Origin of the sequence: Microbacterium sp. NPDC087868 (assembly GCF_044900755.1) — a bacterium.
Lineage (GTDB): Bacteria > Actinomycetota > Actinomycetes > Actinomycetales > Microbacteriaceae > Microbacterium > Microbacterium galbinum.
The window spans coordinates 445,655-471,369 of the sequence record NZ_JBJDNO010000003.1; the positions used below are offsets into that span (position 1 = coordinate 445,655).

Genomic DNA, 25,715 nt, shown 5'->3' on the forward strand with positions numbered 1-25,715 from the left:
ACGGTGACGATCCCCAGTGCGATACGACGGAATGGACGTGAATTCGAATCGTGATCGTTTTCGATCGCGTCGAGTCGACGGACTCGCATAGCGCCTCCCCAGGCGGCTGCCGAGTGATCGGCAAAAGAAGTGGATTCCCCCGCGTCCCCCATAGACGCATCCGCGGTAACGATAGCGCACAACCGCGCCGGATACCAGAAGAAGTTTCGCGACGGTTCCGCGACACCCCGGATCAGGCGTCTCGGGCCGGAAAGATCACCCCGGCGTCAGACCAGGATCTGCGCGAGGTGAGCGCACATCTCGTGCGTCGTGAAGCGCTCCTCGACGTCGCGACGCCCCGCCAGCCCCATCTCCGCTGCGCGCTGCGGATCGTCGATCAGGCCGATCAACCGCTGCGCGAGGGCCTCGTCGTCGCCGAGCGGCACGAGATGGCCGGTGCGTCCCTCGGTGACGTACTGCGACATTCCGGGGGTGTCGGTGTTCACGACCGGCCGACCGGTCGCGAAGGCCTCGAGCGTCACCGTCATGCCCGAGACGTGCAGATTGGGCCGGGTCGCGGTGGCGATGACGGATGCCGTCGCATAGAGCTCGTGCAGCTCGCCATGACTCATCCGCTGCACGACCTCGACGCCGGCCGGAGCATCCGTCGACGCCGACGACTGGACGATGAGCTCGACGTCCGGGCGCTGCTCGTGCACGCGCGCCAGCGCGCGGAACAGCGTCTGCGGATCACGGTCGCGGTCGTTGCCGACGCTGACGATGCGCGGGCGATCGGGGTACGGGCGGGGCGAGAAGAACTCGGCGTCGACGCCGAACGGCACCGCGACGATCCGTGGCCCCGCGCTTCCGAAGAGGGCGCGCAGGGGCTCGACCTGCGCCTCGCTGAGCACCCACAGCGTCTCGGCGCCGCGGAGCACCTCGACGAGACGACCGGTGTCGGCTCCGCGCTCGATCATGTCGGTCAGCCAGATCACTCCGGAGGCGAACCGCTCGTAGGGGCTCGCGACCTGCATGCGGAACGCCGCGTTCTCGTCCCACGTGAACGCCGTCTGGGCGCGCGGTCGGGGTCCGATCCCCACGCGCGACCGCAGGCGCGAGAGACGTCCGGGGGCCGGGAGGTCGAGCACCGCGACCGGCGCGTACTCGCACAGACCGTCGAGCCCGTAGGGCCACACGCTCGGCACCTCGCCGGCGGAGTGCCGGCGCTCCCAGCGCGTCACCGACTGCTCGGCAGGGAATCCCCAGATCAGCGGGCGGCGTTCGTGCGGCGGCGTGGACACCGCCCCAGGATAGCCCGCGGTCTTCCGGCGTTGTCGGCCGCCTCGGGCATACTGATGCGATGCAGACCGCCTCCGCTCCGTCGTCGACGTCCCTGCGCATCGCCCTCATCGGCACGCGCGGCATCCCCGCCGCCTACGGGGGATTCGAGACCGCCGTCGAAGAGGTCGGACGGCGCCTCGTCGAACGCGGGCATCGAGTGCTGGTCTACGGGCGCGACGCCGGCACAGCGGGCGACGTGCACCTCGGCATGCGCCGCGTGACCCTGCCGGCGGTGCGTCAGAAGGCGCTCGAGACCCTCAGCCACACCGCGCTGTCGACGGTGCACGCCGTCACCAAGGCCCGGCCGGATGCCGCGTTCGTGTTCAACGCCGCGAACTCGCCCTTCCTCCCGCTGCTGCGCGCCCGTCGCATCCCGGTCGCCCTCCACATGGACGGGCTGGAGTGGCGACGCTCGAAGTGGGGCCCGCGCGGCAAGGCGTACTACCGCGCCGCCGAGTCGTTCGGGGTGCGTCAGGCCGACGCGATCATCGCCGACGCCCCCGGCATCGCCGACTACTACGACCACCAGTTCGGCGTCGCGAGCGAGCTGATCCGCTACGGCGCCCCCCTGCTCGACGACGCTCCGTCCGACGGCATCCGCGAACTCGGTCTCGAGCCCGGGGGCTACCACCTGGTCGTCGCCCGCTTCGAACCCGAGAACCACGTCCGCGAGATCGTCGAGGGCTATGCGATGTCGCAGGCCACGAAACCGCTCGTCGTGGTCGGCTCCGCGCCCTACGCCGCGGAGTACACGGCCGCGATCGACCGGATCGCCGCCGCCGATCCACGCATCCGACTGCTCGGCGCCGTCTACGACCAAGACCTCCTCGACGCGCTCTACCACCACGCCTCGACGTACCTGCACGGCCATTCGGTCGGCGGCACGAACCCCTCCTTGCTGCGCGCGATGGGCGCCGGCACGGCCGTGATCGCGTTCGACGTGGTCTTCAACCGCGAGGTGCTCGACGAGCAGGGCTGGTACTTCCGCACGCCGGCGGACGTCGCGGCTGCGGTCGACGCGGCGGAATCGGATGCCGGAGCCGTCGCCGCGGCATCCGCTGCCGTCCGGCGTCGCGCGGCCGATGCGTTCTCGTGGGACGACGTCGCCGCAACCTATGAAGACCTCGCCCGGCGCCTGGCGGCCGGCGACAGCATCCACCCCCTCGCGCGCCGCGCGCACCGCGCGGAGACGGAGTGGCCCAGCTAGACCGCGTCGACCGCGGTCTCGGCCGCGGTATCGGGTTCGCTCTTCAGGAGTCGATCCCGGTGGCGGTGGATGTAGATCGCGTACGGGATCACCTGGCAGACGATCAGCGCGAAGCTCACGCCGAGCAGCGGTCCGACGATGCCGAGCACCGGCGTCAGCACGAGCGAGAGCACGATGCTGACCGCGGCCATCGCCAGGGTCGGGATGACCTGGAAGCGGATGCCGGGTTTGTCCATGATGAACATCCCGAGCGGATACACGGCCGCGGTGAGCATGATCATCGCGCCGAAGGCGAGGATCGTCGAGGTGCGCACGTCGAGTTCGCCCTGAGTGATGAACTCGAACAGCCACGGTGCGATCAGCCAGACGAACACGGTGGCGGCCGCGACCGCCCCGGCGAAGAGCAGCGAGAGCAGATACGGTCCGCGCTTCAGCTCACCCCTGTGCCGCAGACGGGCGAACTGCGGCCACAGCGCGACGCCCGCGGCCATCACCAGGCCGTTGAGGGCGAAGAACACCTGACCCGTGACACCGTACTCGGCCACGTCGGTCGGCGTTCCGAACTGGGCGAGCACGTAACGCTGCGACCCGACGGCGATCGGGTAGGTGATCATCTGCGCGAGCATCGGCCAGCCGACGTCCATGACCCTCACCCCGGGGATGCTGCGCCAGCGGAACAGCATCCGCAGAGCATCCGGGATCAGCGGCCGCGTCGACCGCGTCACCAGCAGGAAGCCGATGATCGCCGACAGCAGCGAGGCGCCGTACGAGGCGATCGCGAGATACGAATCGAAATCACGCCCGCCGAGGTGGAGCATCAGCCAGACACCACCGAGGGTGACCGGCGAGATGAGGCCCTGCACCAGGATCACCAGGTGGTTGCGCCGCTGCCCGAGCAGGATGCGGAACCACACGCCCAGGGTGATCGACAGGCTGAACAGCGTGATGCAGAGGAAGGCGGCGAGCGCCGCCCCCGGGATCGCACCGGCGTCGCCGAACAGGGCGCGCCATCCGCCCGTGACGAGCAGCACGGTGTTGATGAGCATGAGTCCGGTAGCGAACATCAGCAGGATGCGGCCGACCGAGGTGACCTGCAGTCGGAGCCGGCGATCGGTGCGGATGTCGTCACTGGTCGCGACGGCGTTCACGAGAACCGCGCCGCTGCCGAGGTCGGTGAACGTCAGCAGTGACGGGATCGTGATGAGCAGCGAGTACAGGGCGTAGTGCTGGATGTCGGTCTCGCCGAGGATCATGCGGGTCGTGATGACCCCGCAGACCAGCGAGACGACCATCGTCAGCGCGCGAGCGCCGAGGGCCAGGAGCGAGTTCATGGCGGTGTCAGCGCGGGGCGCGGGCGGCGCGGCGCGGGCGGACGCCGCGTCTCGGCTCGTCGGTGTAGTACGGGCTCTTCGCCGCGCCGCGCACACCGTTCAGCACGATTCCGAGCACCGGGGTCCTGGTCGACTCGAGCGAACCCAGGGCGCGCGTGAGATCGGCGGCCTTGGTGCGGTTCGAGCGCACGACGAACAGGGTGCCGTCGGCCATCGTCGACAGCCACAGCGCGTCGCTGACCGACAGCACGGGCGCGGTGTCGATGATGACGTAGTCGTACGAATCGCGCGCCTCGTCGACGATGCGATGCAGTCCGCCGCTCGACAACAGCTGGCCCGGGTTCGGGGGCTGCGCTCCGGCGGTGAGGATGTCGAGTCCGGGTCTACCCCACTGCTGCACGGCGTCGGCGAGCTCCACGTCGCCGATCAGCACGGTGGTCAAGCCGATCGAGCCCTCGAGCTGGGTGTAGCGGGCGGTGCTCGGGCGGCGCAGGTCTGCCTCGATGAACAGCACCGAGCGCCCTCCCTCGGCGAGGGTCAGGGCGAGTCCGAGGCTCACCGACGACTTACCCTCCTGCGCCGAGCACGAGGTGACGAGGATGACGCGACGGTTCTTGTCGACGTCGACGAACTTGAGGCTCGCGGCGACCTGCCGCATCGCCTCGGCGACGCGGCCGTCGGGCTGCGAGCGGATGATGCGGGCGATCGTGTGGGTGTCGGATGCTTCGGGGATCTCGCCGAGGAGGGCGACCTCGGTGGCGTCGCTCAGCGTGCGCGCGGTCGTGATGCGGGTGGCCAGAAGCCGTCGGAGCAGCGCGAAGACGACACCGAGCGCGATTCCGGCGACGGCACCCACCATCACGTTCAGGCGGGTGTTCGGGGAGATCGGAACCGTCGGAGTGCGTGCGGCGGAGATCGTGTCGACGCGCACGGCGGGCTCGCCGTCGGCACTGACCGGAGAGACGCCCTCGACGGCCGTCGCGAGCTCCTGGGCGATCGCGTTCGCGGTCTCGGCCGCGCTCTCGCCACTGGCATCCGTCACCCCGATCTCGATGACGACGGTGTTCAGGGGAACGTTGACGTCGACCCGTCGCGCCAGACGGTTGGCGGTCTCGTCGAGCCCGAGGTCGTCGATCACCGGGTCGAGCACGGTCGGCGACTTCACGAGGAGCGTGTAGGTCTGCACCAGGCTCTGCACGTAGTTCGACCCCTGCACCAGCTCGCTGGTGTTCTCGCCCCGGGTCGGGATCACGATCACCTGCGACTCGGCCCGGTACTCGGGGTCGATGAACTGCGAGTACCCGTATGCGGAGCCCGCGCCGAGCACCATCAGCACGACGATCACGATCCAGTGGCTCCTGAGCGACTGGAAATAGTCCTGCAGTGTCATGTGTCCCCGTATTCCCTCGGCACCTCGACGTGCCTCAGTGTCTCGCACGGTGCCTTCCCCGCGACCATTATCACCTATGTTGGAGGATCGGACCGCAGAGATCTCTGCGGGGCACGACGGGGGAACACGTGACGCACAGACTGATCTTCGTCTGCGAGGCGAACATCTGCCGGTCGCCGCTGATGGAGCTGGTGCTCCGCGCGCAGGGCGATGCAGCCGGGTGGCAGATCTCGAGCGCGGGTACCCGCGTGGGCACGGCGGGCAATCGCATGTGCGTGACCTCGGCCGAGATCGCCGAGGCCTCCGGCGATGCCGAGACGCCGATCCTCGCCGCCGGCCACCGCTCGGAGGCGATCGACGCCGAGGCGCTGCGGACCGCCGATCTGATCCTCACCGCCAGTCGCGCCGAGCGCTCGGCGGTCGCCGCCGCCGCACCCGAGGCCCGTTCCCGCGCATTCACCCTGCGCGAGGCGATCCACCTCGGGGTCGAGCCCGTCGATGCCCGTGAGTTCGAGATCATCGCCGAATTCGATGCGGATGCCGCGAGCACCACGGGCCTGGCCCGATACGCCGAGGCGCTCCACGCCCGTCGCGGCTTCACCGCACCGCCGAAGACGAACCGCACGCTGTTCGGTCGCCGCCGCCGGAACCCGTTCGACATCGCCGACGCGCACCACGACTCGGCGCGCGAGCACCGCGCGATGCTGACCTCGACGTCGGCCGAGGTCGAGCAGTTCCTGCGTCAGGCCGCGGCCTTCCTCGACTCCGCGGCGGGTTCGCGCTGACGTCAGCGGTCTCGGACCCCTGCGCCCTCGACCTCAGCGACCCCGTGCGAGGTCGCTGAGGAAAGCCGCGATCGTCGCCCGGTACACCTCCGGGGCGAAGCGCTCCTTCGCCCGGTCACGATCGGCGAGCGCCGTCACGCGGAGCGCCGACCAGTCCGCGACGACGCGGGCGAGAGCATCCGCCAGCGCCGAGGCATCGCCCGGCGCGACGAACGCGGCCGAGCCGTACGCCCCGACCGCCTCGCGCAGTCCGGGGATCTCGCTCGCCACGACGGGGCGCCCGGCGAGGACACCCTCCACGGCCGTGTTGCCGAAGGACTCGTCCTGGCGGGAAGGCACCACCAGCACGTCGGCCGCTCCGAGCGCCGGCCACACGTCGGACCGGAAGCCGTGGTGCTGCACGAGATGCGCGACGCCCAGCTCGTCGGTGCGACGCCGCAGGGTTTCGTCGTACGCCTCGTTGCCCTCGAAGACGGCCCCGATGAGGTCGAGCTCCGCCTCGATCCCGGCGTCGCCGAGGAGAGCGACCGCTTCGACGGCCACGTCGGGGCCCTTGCGGTGGGAGATTCGACCGACGTAGGCGATGCGCAGGCGATCGATCACCGCGCGCGGCTCGGGCACCGAGTCCGGGGAGTCGACCCCGTTGGGGATGAGCGTCGCGCGACGACCGAGCGCCGGGATCACCGAGCCCACCGTGCGCATCGTGAACTCGCTGTTCACGATGATGCGGTGCGCGGCGAGGTGCGGCGCATAGAGCACCGTGTTGACGATGCGGGCGGCGGATGCTTCGGCCTCGTGCACGTGCGTCACGGTCGGCACGCGCAGCAGGCGGCCGACGATGGGCCAGAGCGGCAGCACGATCGTGCTCACGTACAGCGTCCGAGGTCGCAGGCGACGGGTGATCACGACGGCGGCGACGAACCCGCGGATGGCATCGCGCAGGGAGCGCAGCCAGTTGCGCGGGCGGAGAGCCGACTTGCGCAACGCGAAGGTCGGCGGGATCAGGACCTCGACGCCGGCGGCCTGGAGCTCGCCGACCAGCGGCCCCGCCGCGGGAAGCGCGACGACGACCCGCTCACCCGCGTCGCGCAGACCCCGTGCGCTCTCGAGGAGCATCCGGTCGGAACCGAACAGTTCCCAGCCGGCGTGCACGAGCAGATGCGGGCGGCGGGTGTCGGCTGTCACCCGACCATTCTGCACGGCACGGCCGCTCGGCGCGCCCCCACCACCCATCCGCCCGCCGCATCACGGACGCGGCGGGCGGATTCGGTGGGGGTGGGTGTCAGCGGCCGCTGCCCAGCAGCACGGTGCCGCTGCCGACCCCGAGAAGGGTCGCAGCCGCGCCGGTGAGCGGACGCGCGATGCCGCTGTTGGCGGCGATCTCGTCGGCCATGCCCGAGAAGGGCTCGGCGGTGGTGGTCATCGCGTTGCGCCATCCGGTGTTCTTCGCCGAGGCGAGCGCGAGCGGCGTCGAGAACGTCTCGTAGACGTTGCCCGAGCCACCCCAGGTGACCATCGACGGTCCGCCCTTCGAACTGCTGAAGAGGTTCCCGTCGATCGTGAGGTTCCACGTGTCGACGGCCCGCCCGGTCTGGGTGTCGTGAGCGAAGATCGCCCGCGGACCGCCCGCGCCGAACACGTTGTTGCGGATCGTGATGTTGCGGGTGATCCACGTCACCGTCGGGTCGGCACCGGTCACGCGCGGGTCGCGCCCGACCTTGTGGGTGGCCTGACGTCGCTCGTCCTGCATGAGGTTGATGTCGTGCCGGGAGTTGTTGCCGAGGTCGTTGTTCGTGATGAGCACGCCCTCCGAATCGAAGATCCGGATGCCCTCCTTGTTGTCGAACGTCTGGCTGCGGGCGATCGTGACCTTCGACGAGAGCTCGGCGTGGATGCCGATCTCGGTGTTGTCGTTCGACGTGACGTCGACGATGTTCACGTCGTAGCAGGACTCGTCGAACCAGGTTCCGCTGCCGACGTTGCGGCTCGTGTCGACGTTGGTCATGTCGACCCCGCGGGAGCGCGTGACCTTGATACCACCGGCGACGGGCGAGCCGTTGAAGCGCTCGTTGTTGTTGTCGGTGATGAGCGAGTCCGACACGGTCGAGTCGTACGCCGTGGTCAACGACATGCCGAGCAGACCGTTGCGGCGGATCGTGAGGTTGTCGACCGTGGCGCGGTCGTTGCCCACGAAGAGTCCGATCGTGGCGTTGTCCTCGATGACCAGATCGCGAAGCGTGACCCCGACGTTGTGCATGCGGATGGTGCCGAGCACGTCGTACGAGGTCGCGTAGCGGCGGACGCCGAGGCCCTTGAGCTGCGAGTTCGCGGAGCGCACGTTGAACGCCTGCCCGAGATCGCTGGCCCGCACCTGCTTACCGCTCGGGTCGGTACCGAGGATCAGTCGGTCGGCTGCGTAATCGACCGCGAAGGTGCCGGCTGTGACCTGGGATGCCGAGGCCACCTGCTTCTGCGCCACCCCGTCGATGAACAGCATGTCGGGGTGGTTGGCCATCGGGTAGTTCGGGTCGACGAACCAGCTCGCGTTGCCGTTCAGCATGTCGTCGTCGAACTCCGCGGTCCATCCGCCGCTCACCCACGACGATCCGGACTTCGTCCAGGACGTCACCCGGGTCGATCCGTCGAACCAGACCGCCTCGCCCGGGTAGGCCTGGATGGTCATGGTCTTGTTGAACGGCACCTCGACGGACTCGTGGTACTCCCCGGCGCGCACGACGATCGTCGAGCCGGCGGGAGAGGAGTCGACCGCCTTCTGCACGCTGCGGTACGGTGCCGCCGCGCTGCCGTTCTGGCTCTGCGACGTCGACGAACCGTTGACGAACACGGCCCCCTGCGGCACGGCGTACGACGCGGTGCCGACCGGGGCGGAACCGCGGGCCTCGAGACCGGTGCCCGGCTGGGGCTGCGGCTCCGGCTGGGGCTCCGGCTCTGGCTGGGGCTCCGGCTCGGGCTGCGGTTCCGGCTCGGGCTGAGGTTCCGGTTCCGGCTGCGGTTCCGGCTGGGGCTCGGGCTCCGGGTCCGTCACGACCTCGCTGCTCAACGGTCCCGTGGCGACCGTGGCCTCGAGGGCATCGATCTGCAGCGCCGATGCCGAGGCGCCGCTGCTGGAGGCATAACCCCACAGCGCGAATCCACCGGCTCCGCCGATCTTGCTCGGTGAGGCGTCGGTGACGGTCAGCTGCGGTGCACCGGGAGTGGTGCCCTTCGGCGTGAGGCGGGCCTCGAAGCTGACGGCATCCGTTCCGGTGACGGTCGCGTCGAACGTGTACCAGGAATCACCGAGGATGCTCAACGGCACCGACGCCGACTTCAGCTCGGTGTCCTTGCCGTCCTGGGTGCGCAGCACCGAGAGCTGCACCTGCCCCTTCGCGTCGGTGAGCAGGCGCACACGGTACGAGGCGCCGTCGCTCTGCACGCGGGTCGTGTAGGCGTAGTAGCCCCGCCCGCCCGTCGAGGACAGGCGCACGTCGGCGGAGAGCCGCACGTCCTTCGCCTGGACGGCGCGAGGGGTGAGGTAGGCGGATTCGCCGGGCTTCAGCGCGATGGTCGCCGCGCCGTCGGCGACGCTCGCGACACCCGCACGCGACGACCACGAGGTGTAGGCCAGCCCGTTGTCGGAGCTGCCCCACCCCGCGGGCGAGGTGCGCTCGAAGTCGTCGGTGAGCAGCACGGTCGGTGCCGCTGCCGCCGCGCTGCGGGTTTCGGGCGCGGGAGCATCCGTGGCCGGCGAATCGCCGGGGGCGGGATCGGGTGACGCCGGATCGGGGGCCGGCACCTCGCTCGCGCTCGGCTGCGGCTCCGGGGACGGGGCCGGGGTCTCGGTCGTCGTCGGCTCGGGTGCCGGGGTCTCAGCCGCCGAGGCGGGAGCGCCGACCAGGCCGAGCAGCAGCGTCACGGCTGCGACCGCAGCGGTGGCGCCGGTGGTCGCCAGACGAGGGGAGGGATCGGGACGGTGATGGTGACGTCGAAGACGCAACAGGGTTCTCCTAGGGGTTTCAGCCCGCGTACACCGCGCCCCTCCAACTTGCCCCCTCCGGGCGAGATGGTGTGCAGTATCGGTACGCACCGCCTACCCGGAGGGCGGCGGCCAGGGGTCAGTGTACACACGCCTACTGGAAGATCGTTGCGAAACTGAAATATATCGGAAGCCCGGCGGGCCGGAATCAGGCCGGAGGGACCGGCGCTGCGCTGCGGATGAAACGCATCTTGCCGCCCACCTGCGGGATGCTCTCGACCCGCTCCACCGTCACCGGAACCAGGCCCTTGGTGGCGAAGCGCAGCTTCGCGGCGGCCGCGTCGATCCCGGCCTGCGCATCCGGCGCATCGCTCGGGATGCAGCGGAGGGTGACGGCGTAGTCGGCCTCCTGCACGATCTCGAACTGCCGGATCGACAGCGGCGCATCGTCGAAGATGTGGCCGAGCGCGCCCGCGATCGTCGTGCCGTCGGGCAGGCGCACGGCATCCGACGACCGACCGGAGATCGCGCCCAGTCTCGGCAGGCCGCGCCCGCAGGCGCAGGTGCCGGGCAGGTAGCTGCTGATGTCGCCGAGGCGGTAGCGCACCACCGGGAACACCCGGTTGCTCAGGTCGGTGACGACGACCTCGCCCTCGACGCCGTCGGGCACGGGAGCATCCGCGGCGTCCACGATCTCTATCCGCCGCACGTCCGCGAACACGTGCAAGCCGCTCTGGTGACTGCACTCCCCCGCCATCCAGGGGATCTCGGCCGAGCGGTAGTGGTCGTAGCAGGGGGCGCCGAAGGCCGTCTCGATCTCGGCGCGCGTGCCGGGAGTGAGCGGAGCCGCGGTCACCGCGATCGCACGAGGCGAATGCACCTCCAGCCCCAGACGCCGCAGGCGGCGCACGGTGTCGAGCACCCCGCCGCCGTAGCCGATGAGGAACCGCGGCTTCACCCGGTTCCAATCGCGGGCGAACTGCGTCACCGCCTCATCCGTGATCTGGAAGGCGTCGAGCTGCACGCGCCGCGAGGGCAACCACCCGAGATCGTGCCGCAGCCGCGCGGCTCCCGTGAGCACGTGCCGGGTGACGATGCCGCGGTCGTCCCAGGGCGTCACGCCCCACCACTCGAACAGCCGCCACTCGAGCGCCCGCGCCGGAAAGCGCAGATCGCGCAGCAGATGCAGCGGCAGCCCCGTGCTGCCGCCCGTCTTCGACACCACACTGGTGCGCTGGTCGGCCTCATCGGTACGGATGGCGTCGAAGTTCTCGCGCAGCATGGCCTTGTCGACGATCGGCAGCGACGAGAACGATGCGGGGTCGCGCAGGTCGTCGTCGGAGAACCCGTGCGACGAGTAGAGGTCGCGATAGAAGGGGCTGTGCGCGAAGGCGAACCGCGCGTGCTCCGCCGACCGACGCGCACTGATGTCGGCGATCTCCTCGGGTGCGAGCGCGTCCATCTGCAGGAACGCCCGGTAGGCCTCCATGCTCGACCGTCCGCCGATCGCGGTCTTCAGGCGGAACGCCGCCTCGCGGATCACGCGTCCACCCCCCGGGGCTTCGCGCCGAGCCAGCGGCTGCGCAGCGCCGCCCGGTAGGCGGCCGCGTGCGAGGCCCCGGCATCCGCCCATTCCCGGCGCGAGAGATCCGGCCGCTCGGCCTCGATCCGCCGCACCGCGCGCAGCGCCTCGAGCAGCGCGCGGCCGTCGACCTCGCCCTCGTACATCTGCACCCACTCCGCGCCCACCTCGGCGGCGAGCGCCTCGTTCGGCTCGTTGCGCGGCACGAGCACCGGCCGGTCGAGCGACAGGGCCGCGAGCACGCTGCCGGAGTTGTGCATGAAGCGATAGGCGAGCACGACCAGCTCGGATGCCGTGACCAGCTCGACCAGCTCGGCATCACTGAGGAACGCGAGCTGCAGCGTCACCCCGGGCAGCCCCTCGACCTGCGCGCGCAGATCGTCGGCCAACTCCTGCGTCGAGGCCTTCCCGCCGATCGTCATGCTGAGCTCGCGATCATCTCCGCGGGCCTCGGCGTAGGCATCCACGAATCCCGAGACACCCTTGTACCGGCGCACGCCGCCGAAGGTTCCGAGGCGCCCGCGCACCCGGTCGGCGCGGGGCTGCGGCGCGTACCAGTCGCGATAGTGCCCGTGCAGGATGACCGAGCGCGCGGTGCCCTCCGGCAGCAGCGTGGTCTCGTTCAGGACGATCCGGTGATCGGCCTGGTGCTCGATGCGTCGCAGCAGCCACAGCCGGGCGGCGTTGTCGTCGGGAAGCTCGAGGTTGTGCACGGTGCGCACGACGGCGATCCGCCGGGAGAGCGAATGCCGCAGCGAAAGCAGCGCGGTCAGCACGTACTTGCCCACCGACGACACGGCACTCCCGCCGTGCAGCTTCACCTCGGGCCAGTGCCAGTGGAAGACGTCGTAGCGGCCGAGGATCGCGCCGCGCCATGAGAAGCGGAGGTGCTCGACCTCGTCGGAGTCGGCGAGTGCGCGATCGAGCATCGTGATGTAGGGGTTGGTCGTCACTCGCGGCGCCCCGAAGGACTGCATGACGCGCACGGGCCCCGGGCGCTCAGCCATCGGCCTGCAGGCCCTTGATCGAGCGGTACCAGCGCAGTGCGGCGAGCAGCAGGAGCAGCGCATTGATCGCGGCGAGCGCCGTGTAGATCACCACGAAGCCCTGCTGCCACCACAGCAGCGCGAAGGCGAGGCAGAGGAATCCGTAGTCGCTGGGGATCACCGCGAGCGAGTACAGCGAGCCGGAGCGCCAGGCCTCGCGCGGCGCCTCCTCGGTCTCGGCCGGGGACTGGAGCCGGTGGATGCGCCGCAGGAAGTCGGCGGCGATGATGCCGAAGAAGAACGTGTTCGCGATCGCGGCGAACGCCAGCGGTACGAGAAGCCACCGGTCGTCGAGATCGTAGAACCGGAACCAGCACACGAGCACGGCGAGATGGATCGTCGCGAGCTTGAGCGAGTCGAAGAAGTGGTCGAGCCACTCCCCCGCGAGCGAGCCCGTTCCGGTGAGCCGCGCGAGCTGCCCGTCGGCCGAGTCGAGCGCGTAGCCGAGCACGAGCAGCGCCGCCACCAGCACCGACGACCAGACGGTCGGCGCGAGCAGCGCGATCAGCGCCACCCCGCTCAGGGTGCACAGCGCGCTCACGATGGTGACCTGCGACGGGGTCATCCCCCACGCGTAGGCCGTCGCCGCGAGCGGGCGCCCCAAAGGCCGGTTCACGTAGCGCGAGTATGCCGCCGCGCCCTTCGATGATTTCTGCGCCTGTTTCAGACGCAGCATCGCCCCACGAATCTCTGACACGACATCTCCCCAGGTGGCGTCAAATGTAGCCTTCACTATAGCCACAGGTGCCCTCGCACGGGTCCGTGGGTTTCGTGACGACGGGGAGGATGCACGAATGGACGAACGACGGATGCTGGGGATCATCGTCGTCAACTACGCCTCGTCGGGCCTTCTCGCGGAGAACCTGACCGCGACGGCCGCGGCGGTGCCGGACGCGCGGATCGTCGTCGTCGACAACCGCTCGACCCCGGAGGAGCGCGCACGCGTCGAGGCTCTGAGCGTCGCGAACGGGTGGCGGCTCGTGCCGATGGACGACAACGCGGGGTTCGGCGGCGGAGTGAACGCCGGTGCCGCCGTGGCGTTCGACGAGCTCGGGGTCACCGACATCCTGCTCCTGAATCCGGATGCCCGGATCGACGGTCGCTCCGTCACCGCCCTGGCCGCGGCGACCACGGAGGGGCCCAGCGTCGCCTCGCCGCGCGTCGAGGACGCCGCGGGCCGGGTGTGGTTCGCCGGCATGGACGTGTACCTCGGCGACGGATCGATGGGCGGGCCGCGTCGCCGCCGCGAGCACCCGGACGCCCGACGCCTGCCCTGGCTCAGCGGAGCCTGCCTGTGGTTCACCCGCGAGGCGTGGGACCTCACGGGCGGCTTCGACGACGCGTACTTCCTGTACTGGGAGGACGTCGACATCTCGGTGCGCGCCGCCCGCGCGGGGGCGCGCCTGCTCGTCGTCGACGACGCTCTGGCGGTGCACGACGAGGGCGGCACGCATCGCGCGAGAGCCCAGCGACCGGAGGCGAAGTCCGAGCTGTACTACTACTACAACATCCGCAACCGGCTGCTCTTCGCGGGTCTGCTGCTCGACGCAGCGGATGCCGAAGCCTGGTCGCGCACCGCCTGGAGCAATGCGCGCCAGGTTCTGCTGCGCGGGGGACGCCGGCAGTTCCTCCGCCCGATCGCTCCGCTGCGCGCGGCGTGGCGCGGTGTGCGCGACGGACGACGACTTCTTGCACAGGCTGGTTCGCAGCGGGGGCCCGCGGTCTAAACTCTCATCACCGGCCGCCGCCACTGCGGCGCCGGATGGGGAGACACGGGGAGCAGGGGGTCTGCGATGGACGCAACCGAAGAGACGCAGCCGAATCGTCGGCGCGTGTGGATCACACTGTCGGCATTGGTCGTGGTGATCGCGCTCGCGATCCTGGGCGCGATCTTCGTGCCGCCGCTACTCGCCGGAACGCCGAGCACCGAGCCTTCGGCATCCGCCACTCCCACCACTCCTCCCCGCGACATCGTCGATCCCGATGCCCCGCGACCGACGCAGACGCCGACGCCCGCGGCCGGCGCGACCGACGAGCCCTTCGCCGAGCTGAGCCCGGTCGCCCCCGACCAGACGATCGTCACCGAGGAGGGCATCGAGATCTCGCTGTCGTCGCTGCAGGCCGTCGACGGTCAGGCCACTCTCGCGGGCGAGACCTCCGGTCCCGCGATCCGCGCGACCGTGCGCATCACGAACACCGGCGACGAGCCGCTCGACCTCGAGTACGTGGCGGTCAACGCCTACATCGGCGAGGATCGTGCACCGGCCGGCACGCTGACGCAGCCCGGCGGCGCACCGTTCGAGGGCACCGTGGAACCCGGTGACTCCGCCGAGGGCACCTACCTGTTCTCGGTGCCCGAGGCCGACCGCGACGACGTCACCCTGACCGTGGACTACCTCTTCGGCGCCAAGGTCGCCGTGTTCCGCGGAGACCTGCGCTGATCGGCGCACCCGGCATGGGGCGCGCCGAGCAGTACACGACCACCTCGATCGTCGCGGCGGCCGCTGCGGCAGCGACCGCGGTCCGGTACCAGTTCGGGCCGGGCGTGAGCCTCTCGCTGATCGCCGCCGTCGTGCTGCTGCCGGTGTGGTGGCACGTGCTGGCGAGGTTCCGCTTCGCACGCCTGCTGCTCGCCCTCGCCGCGATCGCCGCCGTGTGGGGCGGGGTGCTCACGCTGTTCGAGACCATGCGCCCGGTGTCGACGAGCCTGCTGCTCGAGCAGACGTTCACGTTGCTCTCGCTCGCCGGCGGTATCGGAGTGCTGCTGTGGGCGCGCACGCAGATCGGTCTCGGTGGCACCGCCGTGGCGTTCGGCGTCGGGGCGTTGGCGAACGTGGTTCTCACGGGCGGCAACTCGGCGAACCTCTGGAAGTACTCGCTCGCGGTGCCCGTGATCATCATCGTGCTCGGTCTCACCGCGATGAGCGGACGGCGGTGGCTCGACCTGCTCGCGCTCGGGGCGCTCGCCGTGGTGTGCCTGGCGTCGGACTCCCGATCGATGACCTCGTTCCTGCTGCTGGCCGCCGTCATCGTGCTGTGGCAGATGTTCATGCCGCCGGGAACCCGGCGGCCTCGCCCGTTGCAGACTCTCGTACTGCTCGGCGTGCTGAGCCTCGCAGCCTTCAGCCTGCTGCAGGCGCTGATCCTGGAGGGGGCGCTCGGCGACGCCGCCCAGCAGCGCACCCAGGCGCAGATCGACACCTCCGGGTCGCTCATCGCCGGCGGACGCCCCGAACTCGGAGCGGCGACCGCGCTCGTCGCCGAGCGGCCGCAGGGGTTCGGCAGCGGAGTGCTCCCCGTCTCGCACGACGTGTGGATCGCGAAGACCGGCATGAGCGAGCTGAACTACGACCCCGACAACGGCTACGTCGAGGGATACATGTTCGGCGGCCAGTACGAGGTGCACTCGGTGGTCGGCGACCTGTGGCTGCGCTTCGGCCCGGTCGGGGCGATCTTCGCCGTCGCGCTGATCGGGTGCGCGATCTACGCCGTCGCGCGCAGCGTCTCGGTCAAGGCCGCCGCCGGGATCGCGGTGTGGCTCGTGCTGCTCGGCGCCTGGGACACGTTCTTCAGCCCGCTGCTGACGTCGTCGCGCACCCTGGCACTGCTCTTCGCGCTCACGGCGATCCCGGTGGCGCGGCTGGCATCCCGTCGCGAGGCGAGCGGGGTCAGAGCTCGCCCGGACGCATCGCCTCTTCGTCGATCGCACGGATGATGCGCAGCGTGGCGGTGTCGGGTTTCGGCTCGCCGCTCTGCCCCCGGCGTCGGGGCGCGTAGACCACCAGCGAGTGGAACAGGAACCGCGCGAAGAACGCGACGATCAGTGAGAGCCCCGTCGCGAGGACGCTCGAGATGTGCCAGGTCTCGACCATCAGCGCCATCACCGGGATGCGCAGCGCCGCCTCGATGCTGTTGAACGCGAACGACGCCGCGAAGCGCTGCCACACGCCGCGGGCATTCGTGCGCATGTCGGCGAAGACGAACCGCTCCTGCAGCAGGAAGTTGCCGACGATCGTGACGACCGCCCCGATGATCGCCGCCCAGATGTACGGCACGCCGGCCGCCGTCAGCAGCCACATGATGGCGAGGTTCGCGACGGCGCCCACCGCGCCGATCAGCGCGAACAGCGACATCTTGCCGAAGCGCAGTCGAGCGAGATGCGCGATGAACGTGCCGCCCTGGCGCAGGCTCGCCTTGGAGGTGCCGTGGCGCCGCTCCGCGAATTCCATCGGCACCTCGGCGATGCGCAGATCGGTGCGCGCGAGGATCTCGAGCAGGATCTTGAAGCCCTGCGGCTGGAGCGTCGAGAGGTCGAGGCGACTCCGGTCGACGAGGAAGAACCCGGTCATCGGGTCGGTGCTGCGGGCGAGGCGGATCGGGAACATGGCCCGAGTCAGCCAGGTGGCCGCGCGCGAGACGCCGAAGCGCACCGCGGTGCCGAGCCCACTCGTGTCGCCGCCACCGATGTAGCGCGAGGCGGCGACGACGTCGGCATCGCCCTCGGCCTGCCGGGCGAGCAGGACGGGCAGGAGCTCGGGAGGATGCTGCAGGTCGCCGTCCATGACGACGCAGAGATCGGATGCCGCGGCCTCCAGGCCGACCACGACGGCGCCGCCGAGCCCACCCGTGTTCTCGACCCGATGGATCACGCGCACGGGCAACGGAGCATCCGCGGCGACCCGCGCGACCTCGTCGGCGGTGTCGTCGCTGCTGTCGTCGACGAAGAGGATCTCGGCGTCGTACCCCGTCAGCGCGGCGGCGGTGCGGGCGGCGAGCTCGGCGACGTTCTCGCGTTCGTTGAAGGTGGGCACGATGACCGTGACCTTCGTGTCCATGTCGCCCCCTCTGCGCGCGCCGCTGTGCGGCATCTCATCGTGCCACGGGTTCCTATGGGCTCGAAACCTGACCTCGCACTGCCGCACCCCCGGATCCGGGGGTGCGCTTTCGTGCGTGGGAGGTCTAGACTGACCCGTGCGGCTGTGGGAGTCGCAGGCGGATGGGGATCCGCCTACTGGGGAATCACTGATCTGGGGAGATCATGGGGACGCGTATCGGCTATGCCGCGGGAGCTTTCGACCTGTTCCACGTGGGGCATCTGAACCTTCTGCGCCACGCCAAGCAGCAGTGCGACATTCTGATCGCCGGCGTCGTGAGCGACGAGATGCTGCGCGAGGTGAAGGGCATCGAGCCCGTCATCCCGACGGCGGAGCGCGCGGAGATCGTGCGACACATCTCGTTCGTCGACGACGTGCACGTCGAGACGACGCCGTCGAAGCTGGACGCCTGGGAGGACGTGCGCTTCACGCACTTCTTCAAGGGCGACGACTGGCGCGGCACCGAGAAGGGGCTGCGGCTCGAGCGCGAGTTCGCGCGCGTCGGCGTCGAGGTCGTGTACTTCCCGTACACGGCGCACACCTCGAGCTCGTCACTGCGGCGAGCGCTTGACGCGATCACCGCAGGTGCGGGGGCTCCGGCGCTCGCGCGCTGACGGGCCGGTTCGCCGACGGAGTCAGTTCGCGACGCCGAGCAGGCTGCGGGCCATGCGCGCCACGTGGGGTGGCGTGTGCGGCCCCAGCCAGACCGTCCACTGCGCCGGCGGCTCGCTGCACGCCCACTCGACGCACCACGAGTGCACGGCATTGGCGAGGCGCTCGCCCTTGGTGTGCGCACGGATGCCGTCGCTGCGCACGAGCCAGCGCACCGACACCCCGTCGGGCACGTCGATGTGACGCATCTGGATGCGCGCGGCCGCTTCGAGCAGGATCACGCCGGTCGCGTCCCACGGCAGTCGGGCGGCGATCCCCGCGATCACCCCGGCGTCCGCCGCGTCTCCGGCGACGAGCACAGCGCCCTCGATGTTCTCCCAGTCGGGGTCGTCCAGGTGCTCGCTCGCGTGGTTCATGGCTTCGATTATAGGTAAGGCTACCCTTACCGACAACCCCCTCTCGGCCCTCTCCTCGCCAGGGCGTTCTACGCTTGTGTCATGACTTCTCCCGCTGAATCCACCATCACGATGTTCGGTGCCGACTGGTGCCGCGACTGCATCCGCACCAAGAAGCAGCTCGACGACCTCGGCGTCGAGTACACGTACGTCGATCTCGTCGCCGACCCCTCCGGTGCCGACGTCGCGAAGGACATCTCCGGCCGCACGAACATCCCCGTCGTCCTGTACCCCGACTCCTCCCACCAGGTCGAGCCGTCGAACGCCGACGTCGAGGCGAAGTTGCGCGAGCTCTCCCTGATCTGAGCGCCGCCCCGGCACAAAGGGCCACCGCTACACTGGCGCGATGAGCACAGAGGCTCGGCCCGAACGAGCATCCGTCCGCCTGTCCGCGCGCACGATCGTGCTGTACGCGATCGGGTCCGTCGGCACCGGCGGATACGCCACGCTGCCCGGGCTGGTGCTGACGTACTTCCTCACCGACAACCTCGGGGTCGCCGCCCTGGCCGCCGGAGTCATCGTCACCGCCGCCAAGATCTGGGACGTCGTGATCGACCCGCTGATCGGCGCGGCCTCCGACCGTCAGCTCGCGCGCACGGGCTCGCGTCGCGGGTTCATGGTGCTGGGCGCCGTCACGCTGCCCGTGTTCTTCGCGCTGACGTTCGCGGTGCCTCCGTCGTGGGGTCCGATGGCCGGTGCGGTGTGCGTGCTGCTCGCCTTCCTCGCCACGGCGACGTCGTTCAGCCTGTTCCAGGTGCCGTACGTCGCGCTGCCCGCCGAGCTCACCGACGGTTACGACGAGCGCACGCGCCTGCTCGGTTGGCGGGTCGTGGTGCTGACGGCATCCATCCTCCTGTTCGGCGCGGGTGGCCCCGCACTGCGCAAGGCGGGCGACGACCCCGTGCTCGGATATCTGCTGATGGGGATCGTCGCGGGTCTCGCGATCGGCATCGGCATGTTCGTGGCGACGCGCACGGCGGATGCCGCGGCCGCACGCCGCGTCGGCGACGAGAGCGCGGTGGCCCCGGCCGCCGGCATCCGAGAGCAGTACGCCTCGGGGTTCCGGGCGCTGCGGCGCAGCCAGCCGTTCCGTGCGCTGCTGGGCGCGTTCCTGCTGCAGGCGCTCGCGACCGGCACCATGCTCGCCGGGGCGCAGTACGTGGCGACCTGGGTACTGCGGTCGGAGGACGCCGTGACGTTCGTGTTCGTCGCGCTCGTCGGCCCTGCGCTCGTGGCGACGCCCGTGTGGACGGTCATCGCCCGGCGGGTCGGCAAGGAGCGCGCGTTCGGCATCGCGAGCGTGCTGTTCACTCTCGCCGCGGCATCCCTCACGATCGCAGTCTGGACGCCCGGCGCCTGGATCTACGCCTCCGTCGCGGTGGCCGGAATCGCCTACGCCGGGCTGCAGTCGCTGCCGATGGCGATGCTGCCCGACGTCATCTCGCACGACGAGCGCACCCACGGCAGCGGGCGCGCGGGCACCTTCACCGGCATCTGGACCGCCGGGGAGACGGTCGGCTTCGCTCTCGGTGCGACGACGGTCTCGCTCACCCTCGCCCTGACCGGGTACGTCTCGACGGTCGCGGGCACGACGGTCGAGCAGCCGGATGCCGCCATCACCGGCATCGTGCTCAGTTTCAGCATCCTTCCCGCACTGATCATGCTCGCGAGCCTCCTGCCTCTTCGCCGTTACCGCCTGCGCCGCCACGACATCGACGCATAAGCTGGGATCCCGTTCGAAGGAGCCGCCCGTGACCTCCACGCCCGTCGCCACGACCACGCCCGAGATCGGCGAGAGCGAGCACGCGCGGCTCGATACGGCGATCGACGACCTGCACACGGGCGCCCGCGTGTGGTCGGCGCTCACGGTCGCGCAGCGCGTGACGCTGCTGCGTCAGGTGCGCACGAGCGTGGCCGCGACCGCCGAGGACTGGGCCACGACCGCCGCGGCGACGAAGGGGCTCGATGCGCGGCATCCGCTCCGAGGCGAGGAATGGCTGAGCGGGCCCTACGGTGTGCTCGGCGCCGTCGACGCCTACATCGAGACGCTCTCGCGGCTCGCCCGCGGCGCCAACCCGCTCGACGGAGTCACCATCGACCGCGCCCCCGGCGGCCGCACGCGCGTGCACGCCTTCCCCCTCACCGGCATCGATCGCTTCCTGCTGTCGGGATTCACCGGCGAGGTCTGGCTCGAACCGGGCACGACACCGCGCGCGGCCCGAGCCGCCGCCGGGCTCGGCCAGCGCACCCCGACCGTCTCCGGCGGAGTGGGGCTCGTGCTCGGCGCCGGCAACGTCACCTCGATCCCCGTGCTCGACGTGCTCTACGAACTGCTCGCCTCGAACCGCACCGCGCTGCTCAAGGTGAACCCGACGCAGGATCCCCTCGTGCCGATCTACAAGCGCGCGCTCGCCCCGCTCATCGAGCCGGGGTTCCTGCGCATCGTGCGCGGCGGCCCGGCGGTCGGTGCCTACCTCACGGCGCATCCCGACCTCTCGCACGTGCACATCACCGGGTCCGCGGCGACGTTCGACGCGATCGTCTGGGGCGCGAAGACCGCGCGCGGCGCCCGCCGCAAGAAGCCGTCGATGTCGAAGCCGATCACGGCCGAGCTCGGCGGGGTCTCGCCGATCATCGTCGTGCCCGGCGACTGGTCCGACGCCGACCTGCGGTACCAGGCCGAGCACGTCGCGACCATGCGGCTGCAGAACAGCGGCCACAACTGCATCGCCGGGCAGGTCGTGATCCTGTCGGAGGATTGGGACCAGGCGGATGCCTTCCGCGCCGCGCTCCGTCGCGCCTATGCGAGCGCGCCCGAGCGACCCACCTGGTACCCGGGGTCGACGAACCGCATGCACGAGGCATCCGATGCCTACCCCGATGCCCTCGTGCTCGGCGACCGGCTGCTCGTGGAGATCGACGGCGACGACGACGCCTCGGCCCTGCAGAGCACCGAGTACTTCGCTCCTGTCCTCGGCGTCGTGAGCGTCGCCGGGACGGGCCAGGAGTTCCTCGACGCCGCCGTCGCCTACGCGAACGACGAGCTGCAGGGCACACTCGGGGCGAACGTGCTCATCGACCCGGCGACCGAGAAGTCGCTCGGCACCGGATTCGAGAGGGCGATCGCCGACCTCCGGTACGGATCGATCGCGATCAACGGCTGGACCGGCTTCGCGTTCATCACCCCGACACTGACCTGGGGCGCTTTCCCCGGCAGCACGATCGACGACGTCGGCAGCGGCATCGGCGTCGTGCACAACGCCCTGCTGCTCGATCGGGTCGAGCGATCGGTGCTGCGCGGCCCGTTCCGGCCGTTCCCGCGCTCCGCGCCGGGCCTCAACGGCGGCGGTCGGGTCACGATCCTGCCGACGCCGCCGTGGTTCGTCACTTCTCGCACCGGCGCCGAGGTGAGCGAGGGGCTCACGCGGTTCCGGGCGAGCGGGGGCGTGGGAGGCCTCGTGAAGACGCTGCTCGCGGCGCTGCGCGCCTGACGCACCCCTGGGTCAGTCTCAGGGGTCGAGGTCGTCGACCGAGCGGGTGAACGTCTCGGCGCAGACCCCCAGGCCCTCGCTGTAGCCGAGCGCGAACCAATACTGCCGCTGCTCGCTCGACCCGTGCGTCCAGCTGTCGGGGTTCGAAACGCCCGACATCTCCTGGATGTGGTCGTCTCCCACCGCGGCAGCGGCATCCAATGCGTCCCGCCGCTGCTCCTCGGTGGTCGGTTGCAGGTACGGCGTGCCGTCGGCGTCCGTCTGCTCGGAGATCCGCCCGATCCAGGCACCGGCGTAGCAGTCCGCCTGCAACTCCATGCGCACGCCGTTGCTGCCCTCTCCGGTGCCGTTGTTCGGGTACTGATCCATCGTGCCGACGATGTTCTGGATGTGGTGACCCCACTCGTGACCCACGATGTAGAGCTGGGCGAGGTTGCCGGCGGATGCCCCGAACTGCTGCTGCATGAGCGAGAAGAACGTGGGGTCGAGGTAGACGCCCTGCTCGGGCGGGCAGTAGAACGGCCCGACGGCGTTGGAGGCGGTGCCGCACTGCGTCGAGGTCGCACCGTCGACCACCGTCAGGGTCGGCGGCACGTACCCCTCGACGTTGTCTTCCCAGAACGCGTCGAGTGCGACCTGTGCGCCGGCCATTCGGCAGTCGACGTTCTCGTTCGCGTCCTGCCCCGTGTCGCAGTTCTCGATGACCGAGCTCCCGGAGTCGGAGCCCGAACCGCCCGTCGACGTGCCGCCGCCGAGAAGCCCCGTCAGGTCGATCCCGAGCAGCGGCCCCGCGATCAGGGCGATGAGGCCGAGCACCCCGACTCCTGTGCCTCCCGCGATCGCCGCGTTGCGACCGCGGCGGCGCGTGGTGTTGGTCGACAGGTCGGCGTCGGGGTTGAACGTCATGGCTCCGAGGGTACTCCGCCCCTCGGACGGTCGTAGGCTCGGGATATGACCACGACGATCACCATCACGGGCGCGGGCGGACAGATCGGCTACGCGCTGCTGTTCCGCATCGCGGCGGGAGACCTGCTCGGACCGGACGAGAAGGTGCGGCTGCGGCTGCTCGAGATCCCGCAGGGGATCGGAGCGGCGGAGGGCGCGGCGCTCGAGCTGCAGGACGGCGCTTTCGGGCTGCTCGAGCACGTCGAGGTGACGGATGACGCGGCGATCGGCTTCGACGGTGCCGACCTCGCGCTGCTCGTGGGCGCGCGCCCGCGCGGACCCGGCATGGAGCGGGGCGACCTGCTCGCCGCGAACGGTGGCATCTTCGGCCCGCAGGGGGCGGCGATCGCCGCGAACGCGGCACCCGGCGTGCGGGTCACGGTCGTCGGGAACCCCGCGAACACGAACGCGCTCATCGCCGCGGCATCCGCCGACGGCGTGCCGGCCGAACGATTCACGGCGCTGACTCGCCTCGATGAGAACCGCGCCAGGGCGCAGTTCGCACAGACGCTGGGCGTGCCTGTCGCGACGGTGGGGCGCCTGCCGATCTGGGGCAACCACTCCGCGACGCAGTTCCCCGACGTGTCGCACGCGACCGTGGCGGGCGAGCCTGCGGCGGACGCTCTCGCCGCGATCGTCGGCGACGTGCCGGCGTGGTTGGACGAGACTTTCATCCCGCGGGTCGCCAAGCGGGGTGCCGAGATCATCCGGGTGCGCGGGTCGTCGTCGGTCGCCTCGGCGGCGAGCGCCACGATCGACCACGTGCGCGACTGGGTGCGCGGCACCGAGGACTGGACCTCGGCCGGCGTCGTCTCGCACGGTGAGTACGGGGTGCCCGCGGGCCTGATCTCGTCGTTCCCCGTGCGTGCGGTCGACGGCGAGTGGCGGGTCGTCGAGGGTCTGGAGATCGGCGAGGACGCCCGGCGGCGCATCGACGCCTCGGTCGCCGAACTCGTCGAGGAGCGCGATGCGGTGCGGTCGCTCGGTCTGATCTGATCCACTCCTCCGGCGCGAACGTGTGGATAACCGACTTATCCACTGTCCCCACACGTACGCGATTCGCCAACATATGGTTACTGGACTGACGACGCTCCGCGGAGCAGAATGGACCGGTGACCTTGTCTCCTGACACGATCGGAATGATCATCGCGCTCTTCGCCTTCACGGCGACGGTGCTCAGCGGCGTGGGCGCGATGCTCGCCCACCAGACGCGCGGTCTGGACGCGCGATTCGTGCAGATGGATGCGCGGATCGACGACCGGTTCGAGCAGGTCGACGCCCGGTTCGAGCAGGTCGACGCCCGGTTCGAGCAGGTCGACGCCCGGTTCGAGCAGGTCTATCGCCGATTCGACCAGGTGGACGCCCGACTCGATCGCGTCGACGCCCGTATCGACCGGGTGGAGGAACGCCTCCTCGGCGTCGAGCACGAGCTGGTCGACGTGAAGATCACGATCGCCCGGCTCGAGGGACCTCCCCGTCGCCTGCAACAGCTCTGAGCGGCATCCGATCCCGTCGGCGGAGTCGACACGGATTCGGCGCCGACAGGGCAGAATGGAGTCCGGAGGTGCGCCCATGAGCGAGACGACAGACCGGACCACCGGCACGGCATCGGTCGACGACGCGCTGACGAGCCCGCTGCACCTGCCGCACGCCGCGGCGGAGTGTCCCAAGTGCTTCACCGAACTGCAGCAGAACCGCGACTTCTGGCTCGCTCGCCCCGACGGTTCACGCCTCGTCGGACTCGTGGTCTCCCGCGAGGGCATGCCTCCGGTCGTGCAGCAGCGCGATGATCTCACGCGCTTCGGCGTTCCGATCGAGGGGTTCCGTCACCCCGCCCCCGACATCCTCGAGAGCTGGGGCGATCGTCTCGCCCGCCTCATCGACACCCTGCACAAGGGCGACGTGCTCGTCGTCGCGAACACGCACGCGCTCGGGCGCGACGGCGAAGAGGAGTCGCGCACGGTCGCCGACCTCCGTCGCCGCGGCATCATCGTCAAGGTGCTCAACCACGACGCGCGCCACCTGGCCGATCTCGCGCGCTGAGTCCGGATCCCGCGCAGCCTACGGTGAGGGCGTCGGACCGAACGCCGGCTCACCCGGCGTGACGCCGAAGAAGAGCGGATCGCTGGGCGACTCCTCGCGCGGAAGATAGCCCTCGGAGAGCGTCACGCCCCCGAAGATCAGCTTGCTCAATTCGGCGCGGTCTCCGGGCCAGCACTTCGTGGTCGCCGTGACGAGTACCGACCCATTGGCGATGAAGGTCACCATGAGCTGCGAGAAGTCGCCCTGCTCGCGCACGATCACGTCGGAGGACTGCGCATCTCCGGAACCGAGATCCTGGCCCTCGACCTCGAACCCGGCGTCGGTGAGATGGCGACGCACCTCATCGCGCAGCGCTCCCTGCGCGTCCGGATCGACCTGCGTCGTGCGTGTGAGATCGAACTTGTAACCGTTGTCGCCGCACCCTGCGGCCGAGGGCTGCATCCCGAAGGAGCCGATCTCCGCTTCCCAGGGCCCGTCGTAGATGAGCGCCTGGACATCGTTGGTGATGGACCGGTAGTCGAGGTAGTGCTGCTTCGCCTGCGCGACGAGCTCGTCACCTGTAGGGGTCATTCCGTCTCCTCCGTTCACGCACCCGGTGAGGGCGACCGCCACCACCGCCACCACCGCGGACATCCGCCAGCGCTTCCTCATCTGCATC

The 25,715-nt window shown here is 70.3% G+C and carries 24 protein-coding genes; 12 read left to right on the plus strand and 12 right to left on the minus strand.

Annotated features, from left to right (window positions below; translation table 11 throughout):
• Positions 1 to 266: 266 nt before the first annotated feature.
• Complete coding sequence (locus tag ACI2JZ_RS12385) at positions 267 to 1,280, minus strand: glycosyltransferase family 4 protein (RefSeq protein WP_247623495.1); 1,014 nt, start codon at positions 1,278 to 1,280, stop codon at positions 267 to 269.
• 59 nt (positions 1,281 to 1,339) lie between these two features.
• On the opposite strand from ACI2JZ_RS12385, the gene ACI2JZ_RS12390 reads away from it, so the two are divergent.
• A complete protein-coding gene (locus ACI2JZ_RS12390) occupies positions 1,340 to 2,527 on the plus strand; it encodes a DUF1972 domain-containing protein (RefSeq protein ID WP_404597776.1) in 1,188 nt (395 codons plus the stop codon).
• Here ACI2JZ_RS12390 and ACI2JZ_RS12395 read toward each other — a convergent pair.
• Together ACI2JZ_RS12395 and ACI2JZ_RS12400 are read right to left on the minus strand one after the other, a co-directional pair.
• Complete coding sequence (locus tag ACI2JZ_RS12395) at positions 2,524 to 3,858, minus strand: hypothetical protein (protein ID WP_404597778.1); 1,335 nt, start codon at positions 3,856 to 3,858, stop codon at positions 2,524 to 2,526. The genes ACI2JZ_RS12390 and ACI2JZ_RS12395 overlap by 4 nt on opposite strands.
• A gap of 7 nt (positions 3,859 to 3,865) precedes the next feature.
• Positions 3,866 to 5,248 (minus strand): polysaccharide biosynthesis tyrosine autokinase, encoded by a 1,383-nt coding sequence (locus ACI2JZ_RS12400; RefSeq protein WP_404597779.1) that lies wholly within the window; start codon positions 5,246 to 5,248, stop codon positions 3,866 to 3,868.
• Between the two features lie 128 nt (positions 5,249 to 5,376).
• On the opposite strand from ACI2JZ_RS12400, the gene ACI2JZ_RS12405 reads away from it, so the two are divergent.
• On the plus strand, positions 5,377 to 6,033 hold the full coding sequence (locus ACI2JZ_RS12405) for a hypothetical protein (protein WP_404597781.1): 657 nt from the start codon (positions 5,377 to 5,379) through the stop codon (positions 6,031 to 6,033).
• A 33-nt stretch (positions 6,034 to 6,066) separates the two neighbouring features.
• On the opposite strand, the gene ACI2JZ_RS12410 is transcribed toward ACI2JZ_RS12405, so the two are convergent.
• From ACI2JZ_RS12410 to ACI2JZ_RS12430, 5 genes are all read right to left on the minus strand, one after another.
• On the minus strand, positions 6,067 to 7,218 hold the full coding sequence (locus ACI2JZ_RS12410; RefSeq protein WP_247623500.1) for a glycosyltransferase: 1,152 nt from the start codon (positions 7,216 to 7,218) through the stop codon (positions 6,067 to 6,069).
• Positions 7,219 to 7,315: 97 nt separating this feature from the next.
• A complete protein-coding gene (locus ACI2JZ_RS12415) occupies positions 7,316 to 10,030 on the minus strand; it encodes a right-handed parallel beta-helix repeat-containing protein (RefSeq protein ID WP_404597784.1) in 2,715 nt (904 codons plus the stop codon).
• A 187-nt stretch (positions 10,031 to 10,217) separates the two neighbouring features.
• Positions 10,218 to 11,552: a phenylacetate--CoA ligase family protein gene (locus tag ACI2JZ_RS12420; protein ID WP_404597785.1), complete on the minus strand. Its 1,335-nt coding sequence runs from the start codon at positions 11,550 to 11,552 to the stop codon at positions 10,218 to 10,220.
• Positions 11,549 to 12,598 (minus strand): glycosyl transferase, encoded by a 1,050-nt coding sequence (locus ACI2JZ_RS12425; protein ID WP_404597786.1) that lies wholly within the window; start codon positions 12,596 to 12,598, stop codon positions 11,549 to 11,551. Before ACI2JZ_RS12425 ends, ACI2JZ_RS12420 begins: the two co-directional genes overlap by 4 nt.
• Positions 12,591 to 13,334, minus strand: coding sequence for a CDP-alcohol phosphatidyltransferase family protein (locus ACI2JZ_RS12430; protein ID WP_404597788.1), 744 nt, complete (start codon positions 13,332 to 13,334; stop codon positions 12,591 to 12,593). The genes ACI2JZ_RS12425 and ACI2JZ_RS12430 overlap by 8 nt, the downstream gene beginning before the upstream one ends.
• Before the next feature lie 97 nt (positions 13,335 to 13,431).
• Between ACI2JZ_RS12430 and ACI2JZ_RS12435 the strand changes: the two genes are divergently transcribed.
• The 3 genes from ACI2JZ_RS12435 to ACI2JZ_RS12445 all read left to right on the plus strand — a co-directional run bounded on the left by ACI2JZ_RS12435 (position 13,432) and on the right by ACI2JZ_RS12445 (position 16,352).
• Complete coding sequence (locus ACI2JZ_RS12435) at positions 13,432 to 14,364, plus strand: glycosyltransferase family 2 protein (RefSeq protein WP_404597789.1); 933 nt, start codon at positions 13,432 to 13,434, stop codon at positions 14,362 to 14,364.
• A 66-nt stretch (positions 14,365 to 14,430) separates the two neighbouring features.
• The gene (locus tag ACI2JZ_RS12440) at positions 14,431 to 15,078 is read left to right on the plus strand and encodes a DUF4232 domain-containing protein (protein ID WP_404597791.1); all 648 of its coding nucleotides are present in this window, start codon (positions 14,431 to 14,433) and stop codon (positions 15,076 to 15,078) included.
• A 14-nt stretch (positions 15,079 to 15,092) separates the two neighbouring features.
• Positions 15,093 to 16,352, plus strand: a complete 1,260-nt coding sequence (locus ACI2JZ_RS12445; protein WP_247623507.1) for a hypothetical protein — start codon at positions 15,093 to 15,095, stop codon at positions 16,350 to 16,352.
• On the opposite strand, the gene ACI2JZ_RS12450 is transcribed toward ACI2JZ_RS12445, so the two are convergent.
• Entirely contained in the window at positions 16,306 to 17,472 is a 1,167-nt protein-coding gene (locus tag ACI2JZ_RS12450) for a glycosyltransferase (RefSeq protein WP_404597794.1), read from the minus strand. The two genes, ACI2JZ_RS12445 and ACI2JZ_RS12450, sit on opposite strands and share 47 nt — an antisense overlap.
• A gap of 203 nt (positions 17,473 to 17,675) precedes the next feature.
• Here ACI2JZ_RS12450 and ACI2JZ_RS12455 point away from each other — a divergent pair, with 203 nt between their 5' ends.
• Positions 17,676 to 18,125, plus strand: a complete 450-nt coding sequence (locus tag ACI2JZ_RS12455) for an adenylyltransferase/cytidyltransferase family protein (protein WP_247623509.1) — start codon at positions 17,676 to 17,678, stop codon at positions 18,123 to 18,125.
• Positions 18,126 to 18,146: 21 nt separating this feature from the next.
• On the opposite strand, the gene ACI2JZ_RS12460 is transcribed toward ACI2JZ_RS12455, so the two are convergent.
• The gene (locus ACI2JZ_RS12460) at positions 18,147 to 18,539 is read right to left on the minus strand and encodes an SIP domain-containing protein (protein ID WP_404597795.1); all 393 of its coding nucleotides are present in this window, start codon (positions 18,537 to 18,539) and stop codon (positions 18,147 to 18,149) included.
• Between the two features lie 81 nt (positions 18,540 to 18,620).
• Here ACI2JZ_RS12460 and ACI2JZ_RS12465 point away from each other — a divergent pair, with 81 nt between their 5' ends.
• From ACI2JZ_RS12465 to ACI2JZ_RS12475, 3 genes are read left to right on the plus strand one after another with little or no spacing between them, the layout of a single operon-like run.
• The gene (locus ACI2JZ_RS12465) at positions 18,621 to 18,884 is read left to right on the plus strand and encodes a glutaredoxin family protein (protein ID WP_247623511.1); all 264 of its coding nucleotides are present in this window, start codon (positions 18,621 to 18,623) and stop codon (positions 18,882 to 18,884) included.
• 40 nt (positions 18,885 to 18,924) lie between these two features.
• Complete coding sequence (locus ACI2JZ_RS12470) at positions 18,925 to 20,301, plus strand: MFS transporter (RefSeq protein WP_404597796.1); 1,377 nt, start codon at positions 18,925 to 18,927, stop codon at positions 20,299 to 20,301.
• 28 nt (positions 20,302 to 20,329) lie between these two features.
• Positions 20,330 to 22,069 carry an aldehyde dehydrogenase family protein gene (locus tag ACI2JZ_RS12475; RefSeq protein WP_404597798.1) on the plus strand — a complete coding sequence of 580 codons (1,740 nt, stop codon included), beginning with the start codon at positions 20,330 to 20,332 and terminating at the stop codon, positions 22,067 to 22,069.
• Positions 22,070 to 22,087: 18 nt separating this feature from the next.
• Here the strand turns inward: ACI2JZ_RS12475 and ACI2JZ_RS12480 are convergent, their stop codons facing one another.
• Positions 22,088 to 22,975 (minus strand): neutral zinc metallopeptidase, encoded by an 888-nt coding sequence (locus ACI2JZ_RS12480; protein ID WP_247623514.1) that lies wholly within the window; start codon positions 22,973 to 22,975, stop codon positions 22,088 to 22,090.
• A 45-nt stretch (positions 22,976 to 23,020) separates the two neighbouring features.
• On the opposite strand from ACI2JZ_RS12480, the gene ACI2JZ_RS12485 reads away from it, so the two are divergent.
• From ACI2JZ_RS12485 to ACI2JZ_RS12495, 3 genes are all read left to right on the plus strand, one after another.
• Complete coding sequence (locus ACI2JZ_RS12485) at positions 23,021 to 24,010, plus strand: malate dehydrogenase (RefSeq protein WP_336641033.1); 990 nt, start codon at positions 23,021 to 23,023, stop codon at positions 24,008 to 24,010.
• A 116-nt stretch (positions 24,011 to 24,126) separates the two neighbouring features.
• Positions 24,127 to 24,510 (plus strand): response regulator, encoded by a 384-nt coding sequence (locus ACI2JZ_RS12490; protein ID WP_404597800.1) that lies wholly within the window; start codon positions 24,127 to 24,129, stop codon positions 24,508 to 24,510.
• A 76-nt stretch (positions 24,511 to 24,586) separates the two neighbouring features.
• On the plus strand, positions 24,587 to 25,057 hold the full coding sequence (locus ACI2JZ_RS12495; RefSeq protein ID WP_247623517.1) for a recombinase family protein: 471 nt from the start codon (positions 24,587 to 24,589) through the stop codon (positions 25,055 to 25,057).
• 18 nt (positions 25,058 to 25,075) lie between these two features.
• Here the strand turns inward: ACI2JZ_RS12495 and ACI2JZ_RS12500 are convergent, their stop codons facing one another.
• Entirely contained in the window at positions 25,076 to 25,708 is a 633-nt protein-coding gene (locus ACI2JZ_RS12500; RefSeq protein WP_404597801.1) for a hypothetical protein, read from the minus strand.
• Positions 25,709 to 25,715: the final 7 nt, after the last annotated feature.

What these genes read in the sequence shown, in the direction of transcription:
- ACI2JZ_RS12390 (WP_404597776.1), top strand. Translation starts at nt 1,340, where the DNA reads ATGCAGACCGCCTCCGCTCCGTCGTCGACGTCCCTGCGCATCGCCCTC.
- ACI2JZ_RS12395 (WP_404597778.1), bottom strand. Translation starts at nt 3,858, where the DNA reads ATGAACTCGCTCCTGGCCCTCGGCGCTCGCGCGCTGACGATGGTCGTC.
- ACI2JZ_RS12400 (WP_404597779.1), bottom strand. Translation starts at nt 5,248, where the DNA reads ATGACACTGCAGGACTATTTCCAGTCGCTCAGGAGCCACTGGATCGTG.
- ACI2JZ_RS12425 (WP_404597786.1), bottom strand. Translation starts at nt 12,598, where the DNA reads ATGGCTGAGCGCCCGGGGCCCGTGCGCGTCATGCAGTCCTTCGGGGCG.
- ACI2JZ_RS12435 (WP_404597789.1), top strand. Translation starts at nt 13,432, where the DNA reads ATGGACGAACGACGGATGCTGGGGATCATCGTCGTCAACTACGCCTCG.
- ACI2JZ_RS12440 (WP_404597791.1), top strand. Translation starts at nt 14,431, where the DNA reads ATGGACGCAACCGAAGAGACGCAGCCGAATCGTCGGCGCGTGTGGATC.
- ACI2JZ_RS12445 (WP_247623507.1), top strand. Translation starts at nt 15,093, where the DNA reads ATGGGGCGCGCCGAGCAGTACACGACCACCTCGATCGTCGCGGCGGCC.
- ACI2JZ_RS12450 (WP_404597794.1), bottom strand. Translation starts at nt 17,472, where the DNA reads ATGGACACGAAGGTCACGGTCATCGTGCCCACCTTCAACGAACGCGAG.
- ACI2JZ_RS12455 (WP_247623509.1), top strand. Translation starts at nt 17,676, where the DNA reads ATGGGGACGCGTATCGGCTATGCCGCGGGAGCTTTCGACCTGTTCCAC.
- ACI2JZ_RS12460 (WP_404597795.1), bottom strand. Translation starts at nt 18,539, where the DNA reads ATGAACCACGCGAGCGAGCACCTGGACGACCCCGACTGGGAGAACATC.
- ACI2JZ_RS12465 (WP_247623511.1), top strand. Translation starts at nt 18,621, where the DNA reads ATGACTTCTCCCGCTGAATCCACCATCACGATGTTCGGTGCCGACTGG.
- ACI2JZ_RS12470 (WP_404597796.1), top strand. Translation starts at nt 18,925, where the DNA reads ATGAGCACAGAGGCTCGGCCCGAACGAGCATCCGTCCGCCTGTCCGCG.
- ACI2JZ_RS12480 (WP_247623514.1), bottom strand. Translation starts at nt 22,975, where the DNA reads ATGACGTTCAACCCCGACGCCGACCTGTCGACCAACACCACGCGCCGC.
- ACI2JZ_RS12485 (WP_336641033.1), top strand. Translation starts at nt 23,021, where the DNA reads ATGACCACGACGATCACCATCACGGGCGCGGGCGGACAGATCGGCTAC.
- ACI2JZ_RS12495 (WP_247623517.1), top strand. Translation starts at nt 24,587, where the DNA reads ATGAGCGAGACGACAGACCGGACCACCGGCACGGCATCGGTCGACGAC.
- ACI2JZ_RS12500 (WP_404597801.1), bottom strand. Translation starts at nt 25,708, where the DNA reads ATGAGGAAGCGCTGGCGGATGTCCGCGGTGGTGGCGGTGGTGGCGGTC.